The sequence below is a fragment of the Arenibacter palladensis genome, assembly GCF_900129275.1.
In the GTDB taxonomy this organism is placed as follows: Bacteria; Bacteroidota; Bacteroidia; order Flavobacteriales; family Flavobacteriaceae; genus Arenibacter; species Arenibacter palladensis.
This window is the reverse complement of sequence record NZ_FQUX01000001.1, coordinates 1,278,094-1,294,452: the sequence shown is the minus strand read 5'-3', so window position 1 is coordinate 1,294,452 and position 16,359 is coordinate 1,278,094. Positions and strand designations below refer to the sequence as shown.

At 39.8% G+C, this 16,359-nt stretch carries 12 protein-coding genes; 4 read left to right on the top strand and 8 right to left on the bottom strand.

Going from position 1 to position 16,359, the window contains the following annotated elements; translation table 11 throughout:
- The first annotated feature begins 51 nt into the window (after window positions 1-51).
- Window positions 52-612: a C40 family peptidase gene (locus BUA60_RS05165; RefSeq protein ID WP_072860614.1), complete on the top strand. Its 561-nt coding sequence runs from the start codon at window positions 52-54 to the stop codon at window positions 610-612.
- A complete protein-coding gene (locus BUA60_RS05160; RefSeq protein ID WP_245802497.1) occupies window positions 581-2,638 on the top strand; it encodes a ComEC/Rec2 family competence protein in 2,058 nt (685 codons plus the stop codon). The genes BUA60_RS05165 and BUA60_RS05160 overlap by 32 nt, the downstream gene beginning before the upstream one ends.
- Here BUA60_RS05160 and BUA60_RS05155 read toward each other — a convergent pair whose 3' ends face one another.
- The 3 genes from BUA60_RS05155 to BUA60_RS05145 all read right to left on the bottom strand — a co-directional run bounded on the left by BUA60_RS05155 (window position 2,639) and on the right by BUA60_RS05145 (window position 8,094).
- On the bottom strand, window positions 2,639-4,423 hold the full coding sequence (locus BUA60_RS05155) for a peptide MFS transporter (protein WP_072860612.1): 1,785 nt from the start codon (window positions 4,421-4,423) through the stop codon (window positions 2,639-2,641). It abuts the gene before it with no gap.
- Window positions 4,424-4,553: 130 nt separating this feature from the next.
- Window positions 4,554-5,912 (bottom strand): peptide MFS transporter, encoded by a 1,359-nt coding sequence (locus BUA60_RS05150; RefSeq protein ID WP_072860611.1) that lies wholly within the window; start codon window positions 5,910-5,912, stop codon window positions 4,554-4,556.
- A gap of 16 nt (window positions 5,913-5,928) precedes the next feature.
- Window positions 5,929-8,094 carry a S9 family peptidase gene (locus BUA60_RS05145; protein WP_072860610.1) on the bottom strand — a complete coding sequence of 722 codons (2,166 nt, stop codon included), beginning with the start codon at window positions 8,092-8,094 and terminating at the stop codon, window positions 5,929-5,931.
- A 220-nt stretch (window positions 8,095-8,314) separates the two neighbouring features.
- Between BUA60_RS05145 and BUA60_RS05140 the strand changes: the two genes are divergently transcribed.
- Both BUA60_RS05140 and BUA60_RS05135 read left to right on the top strand, forming a co-directional pair.
- A complete protein-coding gene (locus BUA60_RS05140; protein WP_072860609.1) occupies window positions 8,315-9,637 on the top strand; it encodes a hydroxymethylglutaryl-CoA reductase, degradative in 1,323 nt (440 codons plus the stop codon).
- On the top strand, window positions 9,634-10,557 hold the full coding sequence (locus BUA60_RS05135) for a GYDIA family GHMP kinase (RefSeq protein ID WP_072860608.1): 924 nt from the start codon (window positions 9,634-9,636) through the stop codon (window positions 10,555-10,557). The genes BUA60_RS05140 and BUA60_RS05135 overlap by 4 nt, the downstream gene beginning before the upstream one ends.
- Window positions 10,558-10,650: 93 nt before the next feature.
- Here the strand turns inward: BUA60_RS05135 and BUA60_RS05130 are convergent, their stop codons facing one another.
- The 5 genes from BUA60_RS05130 to BUA60_RS05110 form a co-directional block, all read right to left on the bottom strand.
- Window positions 10,651-12,768, bottom strand: coding sequence for a peptidylprolyl isomerase (locus BUA60_RS05130; RefSeq protein WP_072860607.1), 2,118 nt, complete (start codon window positions 12,766-12,768; stop codon window positions 10,651-10,653).
- A gap of 105 nt (window positions 12,769-12,873) precedes the next feature.
- Entirely contained in the window at window positions 12,874-14,169 is a 1,296-nt protein-coding gene (locus BUA60_RS05125; RefSeq protein WP_084532480.1) for a hemolysin family protein, read from the bottom strand.
- The gene (locus tag BUA60_RS05120) at window positions 14,169-14,372 is read right to left on the bottom strand and encodes a hypothetical protein (protein WP_072860605.1); all 204 of its coding nucleotides are present in this window, start codon (window positions 14,370-14,372) and stop codon (window positions 14,169-14,171) included. Before BUA60_RS05120 ends, BUA60_RS05125 begins: the two co-directional genes overlap by 1 nt.
- Entirely contained in the window at window positions 14,365-14,973 is a 609-nt protein-coding gene (gene lptC, locus BUA60_RS05115) for an LPS export ABC transporter periplasmic protein LptC (protein WP_072860604.1), read from the bottom strand. The genes BUA60_RS05120 and lptC overlap by 8 nt, the downstream gene beginning before the upstream one ends.
- A 1-nt stretch (window position 14,974) precedes the next feature.
- Window positions 14,975-16,345, bottom strand: a complete 1,371-nt coding sequence (locus BUA60_RS05110) for a hypothetical protein (RefSeq protein WP_072860603.1) — start codon at window positions 16,343-16,345, stop codon at window positions 14,975-14,977.
- Window positions 16,346-16,359: the final 14 nt, after the last annotated feature.

Here is a 16,359-nt window from a genome sequence, read left to right as displayed (position 1 = left end):
TTTAAATTAATTATTTAAATTTGATATCCAAGAGCACTAACTTTTACTTGGATGATTCAAAGATTTCTTTCTTTATTCCTAATTATTTCGCTGGTTGGCTGCGGTGCGGCCAAGAAAAAAAATGTCTCTCGCGAAGAAAGAAAAATAACAGTAGAAGCTTCGGAAAAACCAACCGAAATAAAAGGTGAGACACCATTGGGTGGTGAATCCATAAACAAACCGGCGACAAAAATTACTGAACAGATTATAAATACCGCTTTAACCTTTTCAGGTACCCGCTATAAATTTGGAGGTATTACCAACAAAGGCATGGACTGCTCCGGATTGCTATATGTTGCCTTTGGGGAACACGATATTCAATTGCCGCGCGCCTCTTATCAAATGGCAGAGGAAGCCCAAAAAATAAATCTAAAGGAAGTCAGCAAAGGCGACCTACTTTTTTTTGGGACCTCCAGAAGAAAAAACAATATAAACCATGTTGGCCTGGTGGTCCAGGTAGACGGGGATGAAATCAAATTCATTCATTCCACCTCATCCCGAGGTGTTATAGTTTCCTCTCTACAGGAGGGTTATTGGAATTATGCCTTTATTAAGGCTGCCCGGATCCTGTAGGATGCGACTGCTGCAGTTTACGACCGTAAAGCTTACTTTATGCCTTATCTGCGGAATTTTGATTGGATATTACCTACGTCCGTCACTTGCACTATCTTTCTCAATTACTGTAGTTTCGCTGTTCCTATTGGGAGTTGTATTTGTCCGTTATAATAAATTACCCACACTCCTCTTTGCACTTTTTGCGGGACTTTTGGCCATAGCCATTGGTATATTAAGCCTAACCCTAAGTGAGTCACGCAATCTGGGCCGACATTATAGCCAACAAAATCTTGCTAAAAATAAGGTCTATACATTAAAAATTCGTGAAGTATTAAAGCCTAATGACTATTCGGATAGGTATGTGGCACATGTTAACAGCATGGACAGTTTAAAAGTCAGCGGTAAAATACTATTGAATATAGCGGTGGATTCTTCGATTGGACCCCTTATGGTAGATGACGAAATATTGACCTATACCACCCTCTACCCTATAACACCCCCTTTAAACCCTCATCAATTCAATTACAAAAAATATCTGTCCAATATTGGAATAGGACATCAGGCAAAACTAGCAGGACACGACTACCACATCATGCCCCAATCCTCCACCACCATCTTTGGATTAGCCTACAAAATACGGGGCCACATCATTAAAAAATTAAAGAATGAAAATTTCGGCCCAGAAGAATTGGGTGTTATCCAAGCACTTCTCCTTGGGCAGCGAAATGAAATTACAGCGGAAATAGACACCGACTATAAGAATGCAGGAGCCTATCACATTTTGGCATTGTCCGGTTTACATATCGGAATTCTTTTGGGCCTGCTCCATTTTTTATTGAGGCCACTGGAACTTCTTCCTAAAGGAAGGACCATAAAATTGGTCGTTATTGTCTTATTTTTATGGGCATTTGCCCTTTTGGCCGGACTTTCTGCCTCCATCCTAAGAGCAACAACCATGTTTACCTTTGTAGCGTATGCCCTGTACTTGAATAGGCCAACAAGTCATTTTAATATTCTGGCATTGTCCCTGTTCTTTATTTTACTGGTGTTGGATCCGCTATTATTATTTCAGGTAGGGTTTCAATTAAGTTATGCCGCTGTTTTTGCAATTGTCTGGATATACCCCTTGTTGCAAAAAATTTGGCATCCCCAGTATTGGATCATAAAAAAGGGATGGGAATTAGTTTCCGTAAGTATTGCCGCTCAACTGGGGGTATTCCCTATAAGTCTATTTTATTTTCATCAATTCCCCGCATTATTTTTAATTTCAAGTCTATTGATCCTTCCTTTTTTGACCTTTATTTTAGGCTTTGGAATATTGGTAATAGTCCTTTCCCAGGTCAACAGTTTACCGCATGTTTTCGTTACCGTATACGACAATGTTATACGTTGGATGAATTGGGTTATTGGGCTGGTTGCCCAGCAGGAAAACTTTCTTTTTAGAAATATTTCTTTTGATGCCGTACAGTTAATTCTCAGTTATGGTATTATTACAACCATGGTAACTGTCTTCATTAAAGCATCCTACAAAAGGGTCGTTGTATTCCTAGTATTTGTCCTTTGCTTTCAATGCTATGTACTGGGCATTGGGCATCTTGCACAGAAAAAGGAATCCCTAATGATAGGACATGTGGCCCGTAATAGTGGTCTAATCCATCAAACAGGACAAAAACTTACGGTATATTGCTCCAACCCAACAGCCACAACAAGAATGACCAACGATTATGCCATTGCCCAAAACACCACGGAATTGGAACATCGACCTATAAAAAACAGTTATCTAATAAAAGGGAAAAGAATGGTTTTATTGGACAGTATCAATACAGCGCTTCCCATAAATTATGATGTTTCTACCTTAGTATTGACCCAATCCCCAAAAATTAATTTAGAGCGGCTTTTAGATTCCATTGCTCCCGATATTGTTATTGCGGATGGTAGCAATTATAAAAGTTATGTGGATCGATGGAAATACACATGCCATAAAAAAATGCTCCCTTTTCACTACACGGGTGAAAAAGGTGCATTTGTGTATACCTGGCCTTAGTTACCTTATGCCGTGCATTAACTTTTTTAAGAGTGGATTTAAAATGATTGAAATAAGTCCAACACCCACGGGAACTAAAGTAAAAATTAAAAAGAAGGTACCCATAGAGTATTGTTCGGAAATCCTATCGATCATCCCCCCCATCGTTCCTGCTGCCTTTTGCCCGATAGCAATGGCCAAATACCAGATTCCGAACATAAAACCGATCATACGTGCCGGTACAAGTTTACTTAAATAGGAAAGTCCTACCGGGGAGATGCACAACTCTCCCATGGTATGTAACAAATACGCCAAAATTAAAAATATCATACTCACGGATGCGGTCTGCGCCCCTGAAGGTATCCCGGATGCACCAAATGACAATACTGCAAAGCCCAAGCCCAATAAAATAAGACCTATTCCATATTTCATGGCTGCACTGGGATTATATTTACTTTCCCACCATCTGGAAAAAAATGGGGCTAGGGTAATAATAAAAAATGAATTTAAAATGCCGAACCAAGTGGCATCCACTTGATTGCCTTCTTGGGAAAATTTATCCATTAGCCTATAGATCACCAGTATCCAAAGTCCAACAAAAGCAACAGCCAGAACAATATTTGAAAGACCTATACGCGTAAAGGTCTTTTTTGCCAATAACACCAACACCCAACTAATAATTGCTAGGGGGACTGTTGTTAACAAGGCATCTACCACCTTAAAGATCATAGCTGACTGGCCAACAAGTTCCCTATTGGTATAATCCCTGGCAAAAATGGTCATTGACCCCAAGGATTGTTCAAAAAAAGCAAAAAAGAAGACCGTAAAAAACCCAAAAATCGACACAGCTATAATTCGATCCCTTACTACAGGTAGGTATCTGGCTATTCTGGTAACCAACAAAACTAAAAATAACAACAAGGAACAAAGGATTACCACATTGGTGCCACTTAGATTACCTAGACTAAATGGCATCAAGTTGGTACCTTGTATTTTTTCAAAGGGATCATTAAATAAATAAAGCAACCCACCAATGGACGATAAAACGATCAACACCTTATCAAAAAGGGTAAAGGGATTCAATTTGGTTTCTACCTCATTATCCCCCTGCTTACCCGCTAAACTATCCGTTTCAATTCCGGATATGGCTGTTTCCTCTTTTTTAAGGGGTTTAGCACCAATATTTCCAAACAAATCCTTGGCTAGCCAAAATTGGAACATACCCAGCATCATAAAAATGCCCGCTAATCCAAAGCCCCAGGACCAACCGAAGTTTTCGGCCAGATACCCGCAAAGCATCATTCCAAAAAAGGCTCCAGCGTTAACACCCATGTAAAATATAGTATAGGCACCATCCTTTTTGGATTCCTTACCATGGTACATTTCGGAAATAATGGAAGTAATGTTGGGCTTGAAAAATCCTGTACCTATTACCAACAGGGCAAGGCCCAAATAAAAAGCGGCAGTAGTTTCGATGGCCATAGCAGCGTGGCCCAGGGTCATAATTAAACACCCTATTACCACTGCCACCCTATAACCCGTTATTTTATCTGCTATCCATCCACCAACAATAGGCGTTAAATACAAAAGGGAAGCATAGGTACCGATCAAGGCCAGAGCATGTTCCCTTGGCCATTCCCAGCCAGGGTTATCACTTATAATGGGCGCCGTTAAAAATAACACCAATAAAATACGCATCCCATAGAAGGAAAAACGCTCCCACATTTCGGTAAAAAACAACACAAATAGTCCTGCAGGATGTCCAAGAACCTTGTCCTTAAATAAATTTTCTATATCGGTATTCATATACAACAGAATTACAAATTATTAATTTTGGGATCAACAACAACTTACTACTGTATTGAACAATACAACAAGTTTTACAGGCTATTCATAAAATCCAATGGACTAATATACAAATTGCCGATTTAAGTCATTATTGTGCAATTCTCTTCTCATTATCTTCGGCACCATGTGTCAATGCCTTTAATTTTTTCAGGAAGAGTCTAATAAGCAATCCAAAAAGAATACAGAAAATGGCTATTCCAGTAAATACCGTGTACTCTCCAAGATGTGAAGCGGATTCTCCGAGTAATCCTGCCAGTTTATTTCCAAAACCTGTTGTTGCAAAATAAAGGCCCATCATTAGGGAAGCATATTTGGCCGGTGCCAATTTGGTAACAAATGATAAAGAAACGGGAGACAGACTTAACTCGCCCACTGTATGGAACATATATGCCAATACCAACCAATACATGGCAGATGACCCAGAGCTTTCAAACTGGGCTGTTGCCGCAGTCATAAACAAAAATCCAGTTCCCATAATGATCAGTCCTACAATCATTTTAAAAAGTGAGGAAGCTTCCCTTCCTTTCAATTTGCGATTGGCCCAGAAGTTGGCCACCGCAGCACCAAGCACAATAATGAAAAAAGCGTTCAGGGATTGGAACCAAGAAGCGGGTACCTCCCAACCCATCAACATTCTATTGGTTTTTTCCGAAGCATAAATATTCATTAAACCTCCGGCCTGTTCAAACGCACCAAAAAATACGATTACCATTAAGAAAGAGAGGATCAAGACAATTACCCTGTCCTTTTCCATTTTATTAAGAGGTCTCTTTAAAGCCTCCTGATCTTCCACATTCGAAGATTTCCCGAGAAAGTCGCCCACTCCTACCAGATATTTCTGACCAAGAACAAACTGTAAAAGGCCCAATAACATACAGATACCGGCCAATCCAAATCCATAATGCCAACCATAGACCTCTCCTACGTAACCTACAATTAAACTGGAAAGGAAAGCGCCAATATTTATACCTATATAAAATATGGTAAAGCCCTTATCCCTTCTAATGTCACCTTTAGGATAAAGACCACCCACCATAGTGGAAATATTTGGCTTTAACATGCCCACTCCGGCGATAATAAAACCAAGTCCAGTATAAAAAGCCCACATCTGTTCTATAGCCAATATACTGTGACCTATTACCAAAAGCACCGCACCTACAATTACCGCTTTCTTTTGCCCAAGCATCCTATCCGCTATAATTCCCCCTGGAATAGAAGCCACATAGACCAGCATAGTATACCAACCATAAAGTGCCAGAGCCTCCATATTGGTCCAACCCAAACCAGGATTTCTATCGGTAGTTTCGGTGATTAGATACAATACAAGAATGGCCCTCATTCCATAATAGGAAAATCGTTCCCACATTTCAGTAAAGAATAGGATATAAAGTCCGACCGGATGGCCGAATAATTCTTTTCGATGCACTTGTTTTACAGTTGTTTGCATAAGTATGATTTATGGATTATAGATTTTCTTTTATAAAATTGGTCATTTTAGTGTACAGGTGCAGGCGGGTGTTCCCACCATTGATACTATGATTTTTATCGGGATAAATAGCCCAATCAAATTGTTTATTGGCCCGGATCAATGCTTCTACCATCCGCATTGTATTTTGCAGGTGCACGTTGTCATCTGCCGAACCATGAACCAATAAATAGTTTCCCTTTAAAAGTTCCGGGTAATTAAGCGGGGAGTTTTCGTCATAACCACTTGGGTTTTCCTGAGGCGTACGCATAAAACGCTCGGTGTATATGGAATCATAAAAACGCCAGGAGGTCACGGGTGCTACCGCAATTGCCATTTCAAAGGTATCGTTCCCTTTCAACAAACAATTGGTAGACATAAACCCTCCATAACTCCAGCCCCATATGCCGGTCCTTGTTTCATCTATATAAGGCAATCCACTTAACTTCTTGGCTGCGGCTATTTGATCTTCCACCTCATATTTCCCCAATTCCTTGTAGGTTACCTTTTTAAATTTGGATCCTTTGTATCCAGTACCCCTTCCATCTACACATACCACTATATAACCATCAGTGGCCAACATTTGAAACCAATAATCGTTGGTGTCCATCCAGCTATTGGATACTTTTTGCGAACCTGGCCCACTATATTGGGTCATAAACAAAGGGTATTTTTTTGTTATATCAAAATCTGTAGGCTTTATCATCCACATATTCAACTCATTACCATTGATAGAGATAGTAGAAAATTCCTTTGGATTAATGCTATAATGCTCCAGCTTGGACAGTAGCTCATGATTGAATAAAATATCCTTGACTTTTTTTCCGCTCAAAGAATTATGTAGGGTGTATTCAGGGGGATTTGTAGCACTGGAATAGGTATTGATGAAATAGGTGAAATCGGAGCTGAAATCGGCGGCATTCTGCCCTATTTTGGTCGTAAGGCGCCTTTTATTCCCCCCATTGCTCCCCACACTATAGACATCACGGTTTATTGATCCATTTTCGGTAGACTGATAATAAATTAAATCTTCATTTTGGTCATAACCATAATATTTGGTTACCTCCCACGGGCCTTTTGTAACCTGATTCATTAACTTACCCTCTGCATCGTACAGATAAATATGCTTAAACCCATCCTTCTCACTGGTCCATATAAAACTGTCATCGGCCATAAAGGTAAGATCGTCCGTAACACTAACATAAGCATCATCTGTTTCTTCCAATAAAAGGCTACTACTATTATTTCTTGCGTTAACCATATATAGCCTTAGTTTGTTCTGGTGACGGTTCAAGGTCTGAACGCTTAGAGAATTGGGATCCTGCATCCATTTAATTCTAGGAATATAATATGGATCGTCCAAATCAACCGGAGTAATTTGGTAAGTATCCACGTCCACAATATGCAGGGAGACTTCTGAATTATTTTCACCGGCCTTTGGATACTTGAACACCGTTTGGGCCTGATAAAGATCGGCACCGTATACATCCATTGAAAATTCCGGGACTTTGGTTTCATCGAATCTTATGAATGCCAATTTGGAACCATCGGAATTCCACTCGAAAGCCCTTACGAAGGCAAACTCTTCCTCGTAAACCCAATCGGTTACCCCATTGATAATCTTATTTTTTACCCCATCCAATGTAAGTTGTTTGGTATTATTGGAGGCTATGTCCCAAACATAAATATTATTGTTCTTTACGTAGGCCACCTTGCTGCCATCTGGAGAAAAGGTAGGTTCCTGAATTTTTGAACTTGATACAGCGGAGATTTCTTTAGTTTTGAGGTCGTATACGTAGTAAAAACCCAAAGTTGATCGCCTGTAAATAGGCTCAAGTGCCGTGGCCAACAATAATCTGGACTCATCGCCACTAAACTCATAGGACGTAAAATAAGGTATTGAACTTGAAGAAGAAACTATGGTTTCCAGCTTTTTCTGTGTTTTGTATTCATATTTTTGGATAGACGAGGTGCCTGTTACCTTATCCACACTTAAAATGGTGTATTGTTTCCCATTTTTCAAGGACTGCAATTTGTCCAAACCCTTAACGCTAAAAGTACCATCATAAATTTCTTTCAGGGAGATCTGCTTATTTTGAGCCAACAGCACTGAAAAATGGCATAAAAAAAATACTATTAGCAATAGCAAAGGGGATTTTTTCACAAAAACAAAAGTTTATTAGATTAATTTATACAGAAATACAACTATAAGAATTTCAGTATTTTCAAAAATTTATTCAAATCTCCAAGTTTACTAAAAAATCCACAAAGAAAAAGACTTAGCAGTAAAAAAATAACATTTTTTAACCTTTTTAAACCCATTTTAAGATGTGTAGAGGATTGGCGCCATATTACTATCTTTACACAAAGAAATCGTTAGCCTAATGACCACACCAATAGAAGGATTCTCCAAACTGTCCAAAGAGGACAAAATTAACTATATCGCACAAACTTATACCCAACACCCCAATGAAACGGTTGCCGTTCTAAAACAGTATTGGAGCGCTGATGAAAAATTGCAGAATTTGCATGATGAATTCATCGAAAATACCATCACCAACTTTTATTTACCACTCGGAATTGCTCCCAATTTTCTTATAAACAACAAGCTTTACGCCATTCCAATGGCTATTGAAGAAAGTTCTGTGGTTGCAGCCGCCAGTAAAGCGGCAAAATTTTGGCAGACCCGTGGTGGTTTTAAGACTACCATTCTGGGAACTGAAAAAGTAGGGCAGGTACATTTTATGTACCAGGGCGACACAGAAAAACTTACTACTTTTTTTAAGCATGTAAAGCCTAGGTTGATCCAAAGTGTTGCCCCTATTGTAAAAAACATGGAAAAACGAGGTGGTGGCATCAAGAATATTGAATTAAGGGATAAGTCTTCGGATTTGGGCGACTATTTCCAATTGCACTGCACTTTTGAAACCTTGGATGCCATGGGTGCCAATTTCATAAACTCCTGTTTGGAAGGTTTTGCCCAATGCCTAAAGGAGGAAGCCCAGCTATATGCGCCATTTACGGATAAGGAAAAGGACATTGAAATAGTCATGAGTATTCTTTCCAATTACATTCCCAACTGTGTGGCAAAGGCAGAAGTTAGCTGTCCTGTTTCCGATTTAAAGGCCCATCACGGAATTACCGCCGAGGATTTTGCAAGAAAAATGGTCCGTGCCGTTAATATCGCAAAAGTGGAGCCCTACAGGGCGGTTACCCACAACAAGGGAATCATGAACGGAATTGATGCCGTAGTTTTGGCCACAGGAAACGATTTTAGGGCCATAGAAGCTGGAGCTCATGCCTACGCCTCAAAAGATGGACGCTACACCAGCCTTACACACGCCAGCATAGAAAACGGTACCTTTAAATTCTGGATAGAAATTCCCTTGGCCCTAGGAACGGTGGGTGGACTAACCACATTACATCCACTGGTAAAACTTGCCTTGGAAATATTACAAAATCCTACCGCAAAAGAACTAATGCAAATTGTGGCCGTAGCCGGACTGGCCCAAAACTTTGGTGCCGTGCGATCTTTGGTAACCACGGGGATCCAACAAGGACATATGAAAATGCATTTATTGAATATATTGAACCAGTTGGGCGCTACAGAAGAAGAAAAATTAAGCTTGATAGAATATTTTAAAAAGCATACAGCCTCCCATAGTGCAGTAGTGGTAGCCTTTGAAGAATTGAGAAATAAAAAATGATAGAACAATATTACAGTAACGGAAAACTATTGATTACCGGGGAATATCTGGTTTTGGATGGCGCCCAAAGTTTAGCAATACCCACCCTATACGGCCAATCATTATCCGTAAAAGAGAATCAGGAAGGGCTGCTGACTTGGAAAAGTTTGGATGAAAAAGGAAAGCCCTGGTTTGAATGTGTTTATGAATTGCAGGGATTTAGCCCGGTTTCCAATAACCAGGTTTCCGAGGAAGCATTGGTTGTTTCGGACACTCTCCGGAAAATTCTTTTGGAAGCACGAAATTTGAACCCTAGCTTTTTAAGCACCTCCCAAGGCTACGAAATTACCACGGCACTGAACTTTCCGAGGGAATGGGGTTTGGGATCTTCCTCTACCTTGATCAATAACGTTGCCCAATGGGCCCATATAGATGCCTATGCGCTGCTATGGAACGCCTTTACAGGCAGTGGGTACGACATTGCCTGTGCACAAAACAATTCTCCGATTACATACCAATTAAAGAACAACAGACCAATTGTACAACCGGCATCCTTCAACCCCACATTTAAAAACGACCTGTACTTTGTATATCTAAATCAAAAACAGAACAGTAGGGAAGGCATTGCCCAATATCGCAAAACCGAATTCAACACCTTTTCCGCTATATCACAAATTAACAGTATAACCGAACTCATATTGACCTGCTCCCGGCTCTCACAGTTCGATAAGCTCATTAAAAAACATGAATTAATTCTAAGCGAGATCCTAGGAATACCCACGGTCAAAGAACGGTTGTTCCCGGATTTCAAGGGGGCTATTAAAAGTTTAGGGGCCTGGGGAGGAGATTTTATATTGGCCACCGGTAACAAAACCACTCCAGATTATTTTAGGGAAAAGGGGTTTGCCATAGTTATTCCCTATTCAAAAATGGCAAAATAACCTGATTAATTTAATTCGAAAGTAGCCAAAGACCATAAACAATAAAGCCTCCCAAATGGGAGGCTTTATTGTTTATGCAGAACTTAGGTTCTACTAGTAAAATGTTGCTCTTTTGTCCTCTATAGTGGAAGCTTCCTTTAAGGCATTGTAAACCGCGAAGTTTACTCTACCGGCAGCACTGGCCTGTAAATTATTGGCATAGGTACTGTAGTTATCCAATTTGGCAGCTTCTTCCTTTTTAGTGACCGTTAGCATATATACACCACTATCTCCCTTAATTAAACCAGAGGTAGCCCCTTGATCCATGGCAAAAGCAGTTCCAACTACAAAAGCCTCCGACCCAGCACCCGGAATGATTGGGGATTTCATGGTCAAAGCAGAAGCCGTAGAAGCAATAACATTATTATCCTTGGCGAAACTTTCCATAGTTTTTCCTTTATTGGCTTCTATAATTTGTGCCGCCTTTTTTTCCTTTCTCAATTTTGGAAGTACCAAAGCTGATGCGTCTTCTACGCTCATAAGGCCTTCAGCATACTTCGCAGTCAATCTCACAACGGCATATCCATTGTTTATATTGAACCTTTTAACCTCGCCCAATTTGGTATCTTCGTTAAAAGCCCATTGAACTATGGCACGTTGAGCCGAAAGTCCTGGCAGGTTTTCATCCATTTCCTTAATCTTATTTACCGGCCTAACCACGAAATTACTTTCTTTGGCAGCAACGGCAAAATCCTTATCCGAGGTAGTTTCCATTTCAAATTTGGTCGCCTCGGTGAACAAGGTGTTAATAGTCTCTTCGGAGGGCTCTATTTCCCTGGCCAAAGTGGCAATTCTAACAATATCCTGTTTGTCATCTATCTTAACCACGTGGAAACCAAAATCTGTCTCCACCAAACCTATGGTTCCCACTGGATTGCTAAATGTGAAGTCGTTAAAAGGAGCTACCATTACCCCTTCCTGATTATATCCAAGATCTCCACCTTGTGGAGCAGAAGGCCCATCTGAATTATCCCTTGCCAATTCCGCAAAGACAGTCCCAGCTTTCTTTGCCTCTGCCAACAATTCCTTAGCTTTTTTCTCAGCTTCCTCTTTGGTACGGGTAACCTCTGGATTGGCACGTTGAGCCCCTTCATAAGAAATCAGGATATGACTCGATTTTACGGTACCGTTGGCCTTTCTATCCATCATTTTGGATACCTTAAAGTAATCCCCGTCGCGATAAATACCGAACATATCCCCTTTTTCCAAGGACATAAGCGTATCTGCAAATTTAGCGGGCAAATCCTTCTTTGCCTTATAAATAGTATCGTATTTTATATCTGAATTTCTATCCAAAAAGGCAATCATATCCGCAGTACCCTTAAAGCCTTTTATGGTATCGTTTGCGTCCTTTTGAGCATTGTACTCAACCCTATCTTCCAATAGTTTGGTTATTTCTTCCTTCACGGCATTCTCATCTTCCAAAGAAGCCTTTTCCTCGAAATACACAAACTCCAAATCCCTGGACCTATCTTGTTTATAATCTTTCTTGTGCTCGTTGATATAAGCCTCGATCTCTTTCTTGGTAACCGCTATGGACGAATCCGGAATAGAGGTATAAGGTACGCGCACATACTTAATATCCACTTTATCATTGGCCAACTTATAATCCAATTCCCCTTCTTTAAGGGTTGAACCAACACCTGCTTTTATGAGGTTAAAATAAGTCTGCTCCTTTGCATTCTGAATAATGGCCTGTTCATCCTGTAACCACAAAGCGTAACGACCTGGATTGTTTGCTTTCCAATCTGCTACTGCCTCCCTAAATTTATTTTCATCAAAAACACCGCTGGCATTGTGAAATTCAGGATTTTGAACATAGGAAGGAATAGTTTTGATGTAGTTTATTATCTGATCCTGCTCTATATTTATACCCAACTCCTCAAATTGCTGAGCAAGTATGGTATTCCTAACTTGTCTATCCCAAACCTGATTAACCAACTGCATGGAAGAAGCAGTAGGACCGGCCATTCTAGAATACGCCTCCACATCCCTTCTAAATTGATCTATGGAAATTTCATCCCCATTAATCTCTGCCACGGAAGAACCAACCTTTCCACCACCCAAATCATTGCTACTGAACACTCCTGAAATTACGAATGCGAACAAAGCCAAACCAATGATTAAAATTAAAACGGTAGTTCGTTTCCTTATATTCTCTAAAATTGCCATTATGTAAACTGTTTAAATTTATCCCGTTACTATCGGGAGGCGAAATTACTACTTTCTTTTGAAATAATAAAAACTAAAAAAAACCAAAAAAAATCCTTCAAATGCCTAGACATCGTCAAGCACTACCAAGGAGACCATATCTATTTTATTACTTGAAACTTCCAACACCACAAACTGGAAATTGCCGATCATAATCTCGGAATCCTTTTCTGGAATCTCCCCTGTTTCGTTAATGATCAAACCTCCCAATGTTTCGTACTCATCACTTTCAGGAAGCTCCAATTTATATTGCTCATTAATATAATCTACTTCCAGCCTCCCCGAAAACTTAAAGGAATTTTGATTTATCTGCTCCTCATACAAGTCGGTAGTATCATGTTCATCCTCTATATCCCCAAAAAGCACCTCCACAATATCCTCTACCGTCATTACCCCTGAAGTGCCACCATACTCATCCAGAACAACAGCGATACTCTTCCTTTTTTTGGTCAGAATATTAAGAATATCATTGATAAGCATTGTTTCTGGGACAAACTCTACGGGCAGTAGGATACTCTTTATGGTTTTGGGTTTCTTAAAAAGCTCATAGGAATGTACATAACCAATAATGTTGTCTATGGTATCCTTGAACACCAATATTTTGGAATAACCGGTTTCCGTAAAAAGTTTTGCCAAATTTTTAGGTGTCTCATGAAGTTCCACCGCTGCAATTTCCGTTCTGGGCACCATTACTTCCCTGGCCTTGACCCCTGAAAACTCCAGGGCATTTTGAAAAATTTGTATTTCGGAATCTACCTCATCCTCCTTTTCCACAGCCTCCATTTGTTCGGTGATATAGTCCCCTAATTCAATCTTGCTAAAGGCCAATTGTACCTCATCCCCATCTGTCTTAAAGAGTACCTTTAAAATTATATCGGAAATCCAAATTACGAAATCCGATATTACAGAAAACATTACGTAGAAAAAATAGGCCGGTATGGCCAATAACCTCAGCATAGTGTTGCTGTATATCTGAAATAACACCTTGGGCAAAAATTCCGCGGTCAATAAAATAATCAAGGTAGAGATGACAGTTTGGGTAACCAAGCTGAAATCGGTAAGCATTAAACTTAAAAAGCCTCCTGGGGCCGCGTCGATTCCCGCAAAAACGCTCATCAGCAGGTCCCCCATAAAAAGTCCGTACACCACCAGGGCAATATTATTGCCAATAAGCATGGTGGCTATAAACTTGGAAGGTTTTTTGGTTAGGCGGGTCAGCACTTTTGGCAAAAACCCATCCTGCTTTTTTTCAATTTCTATGTGAATCTTATTCGCAGAAATAAAGGCTATTTCCATTCCTGAGAAAAAAGCCGAAAACAGCAATGAAATAACAATGATAATGACAATAGATGCCTCCAAGATTATCGTTTATTGTTTTTTTGACGCTCTTCGAACCTTTTTCTATAGGTCTTTTTAAAAATGAACATCCCTATGGAAACAATTCCAAAGAAAACAAACAAATAGGCCCGTTGCCTATCTATGTTCCACTGTTCGTAAATCTCAAAAACGGACACTACGGCCACGGCCAAATAAAGGTATTCCGTATATCTTAATATCTTAATCATTCTTCTTTTCTTTAATACTCATATAACCGTAGGTCTTATTAGCATTAAAAAAGCTAAAATCCCTATTAAAGTCCATTCCCTCACCATCCATAATGGTTCCTTCCTCCGGATTGGTATATTTAAATTTCTCTTGGGTAAAAATCCAATCATTGGTCCTATCCCAATATAATTGCGGTGCCTCCAACTTTTTACCATCACTGGATTCTATGACCACATTACCTTGCAAATCTATTAAATTAGTACTGGAATACATAATTCCATAATCTGCGGTAACCGTACTCTTTTCTCCTTTTTCATCAAAAAACTCCAATTTGAGTCCATCCGGAAAAGTTCTATAAGGAAAAACCAGGTTGTCAAAATCATTACTGATAGGACTGCTCAACACAGCCACTACATGCGCAGTGACCACTCCCTCATTTTTTTCAAGTTCATCGGTCTCTGTATAAGTTAAGGTAAAATCCTCGGCAACGGCACTTGGAAATATCTTTTTTATTGCCTCGTCACCAACTCTCTTATAATTATCCGCACAGGAATAAAAAAGCATTGCCATAGAAAAAACTATGGCAATGCTCCTTAAATTATATAAACCTTTTTTTTTCATCTTATAGGTTGGGCACTTTTACACTACCACCTACCCAACAAGAGAAACTTACTGTCTTACCGGCCATACCGGAATTGAATATATCTGTTTTGGACGGTGCCTTTGCCGAGTAACTAGCGGCTGCCTGACCTGCCCTACCACTTAAAGCTGGATCCACACGACCTGCCTGACGGGCCAAATCAGCGGCTTTCCAATAGATAGCCCTTTTCTCGAAAGGAGTACTACCACATTCATTGGCGCTACCCGCATACAAACTGGCAATCAACAAGTAGGCCTTACCATTGGATGGGTTGGCATCAATAGCCTTTTGAGCATAACTCCTCGCCGTAGACTTACTACCTCTTCTGTAGCTTGTTGCTATTTTATAAGCGATATTGGATTTTTTCTTTGGATCGGTTTCCAACTCCAAAGCCTTGTTGAAATCCGCAATGGCACCACTGGTATCCCCAGCGTTATTTTTAAGGGCACCACCATACATATATGCACTGGCGGAAGGCTCCAAGGCCAATTGTACTTCAAATAGTTTTTTGAACATAGGATCTTCAGTACACTCCTTGCTATACATTCTTCCTACCGCTCTCTTTATCCAGGTTATATCAGATTTTTTGGATTCAAAATTCTTTTGATATAAAGGAATTAAGTTTTCACAGTTGGCCAAAGCACCTAATTTACTGTCTATACTTTCAGCTATCTTACCATAACTTTCAGAGTAACTATTGTAAGAACTTAATTGTTTTTTCTCTTTTGAAGTCAAAGTTCCAGCATCTTCCTTAGGTAGAAGTTTAGTGATAACCTCTGTAAGCTTATCATTTTCCTCATCTATTTTTTCGGTGATGTTGTCATATTTCTCAAATACTTCCTCCAAATCCTTTTTGCCGGCACTGTTTAAATCTACCAAGCTGGAGAAATATAAATACAAGGCCTTAGGGTTTTTGAAATTAGCCCTATCCTCTGTAAAGGCCTTGTCTAACTGAGAGTAGATTTCCTCATCGGTAATCATTTTCTCGTCATATTTCAACAATACCTTATCTATAATGGTCTCCGCAACATCTGTCTTTGCAGGAAAGTACTTCATCCTATTATCATAAAGTTCCATTAAGGCATTGATATTGGCAGTTTTATCCGCCCCTGTAGATTTCTCAAGCCTATCCTTTAGAATCCGCTCACCATATAAAATATTGGCCCAATTTAAGGTAGGGCAATTTTCATATACCATTTTCCATGGCGTATAAGCAGCCTCATAATTCTTAACTTTCACATGCTCTGTGTAAATGGAAAGATTGGTCATACACTCCGGGTTTTGGGCTTGGGAATACCCTAAACCCACAAATCCCATGGCGGCTATCGCTGTGATGTAGAGTTTCTTTTTCATCTGTCTGTTTATTT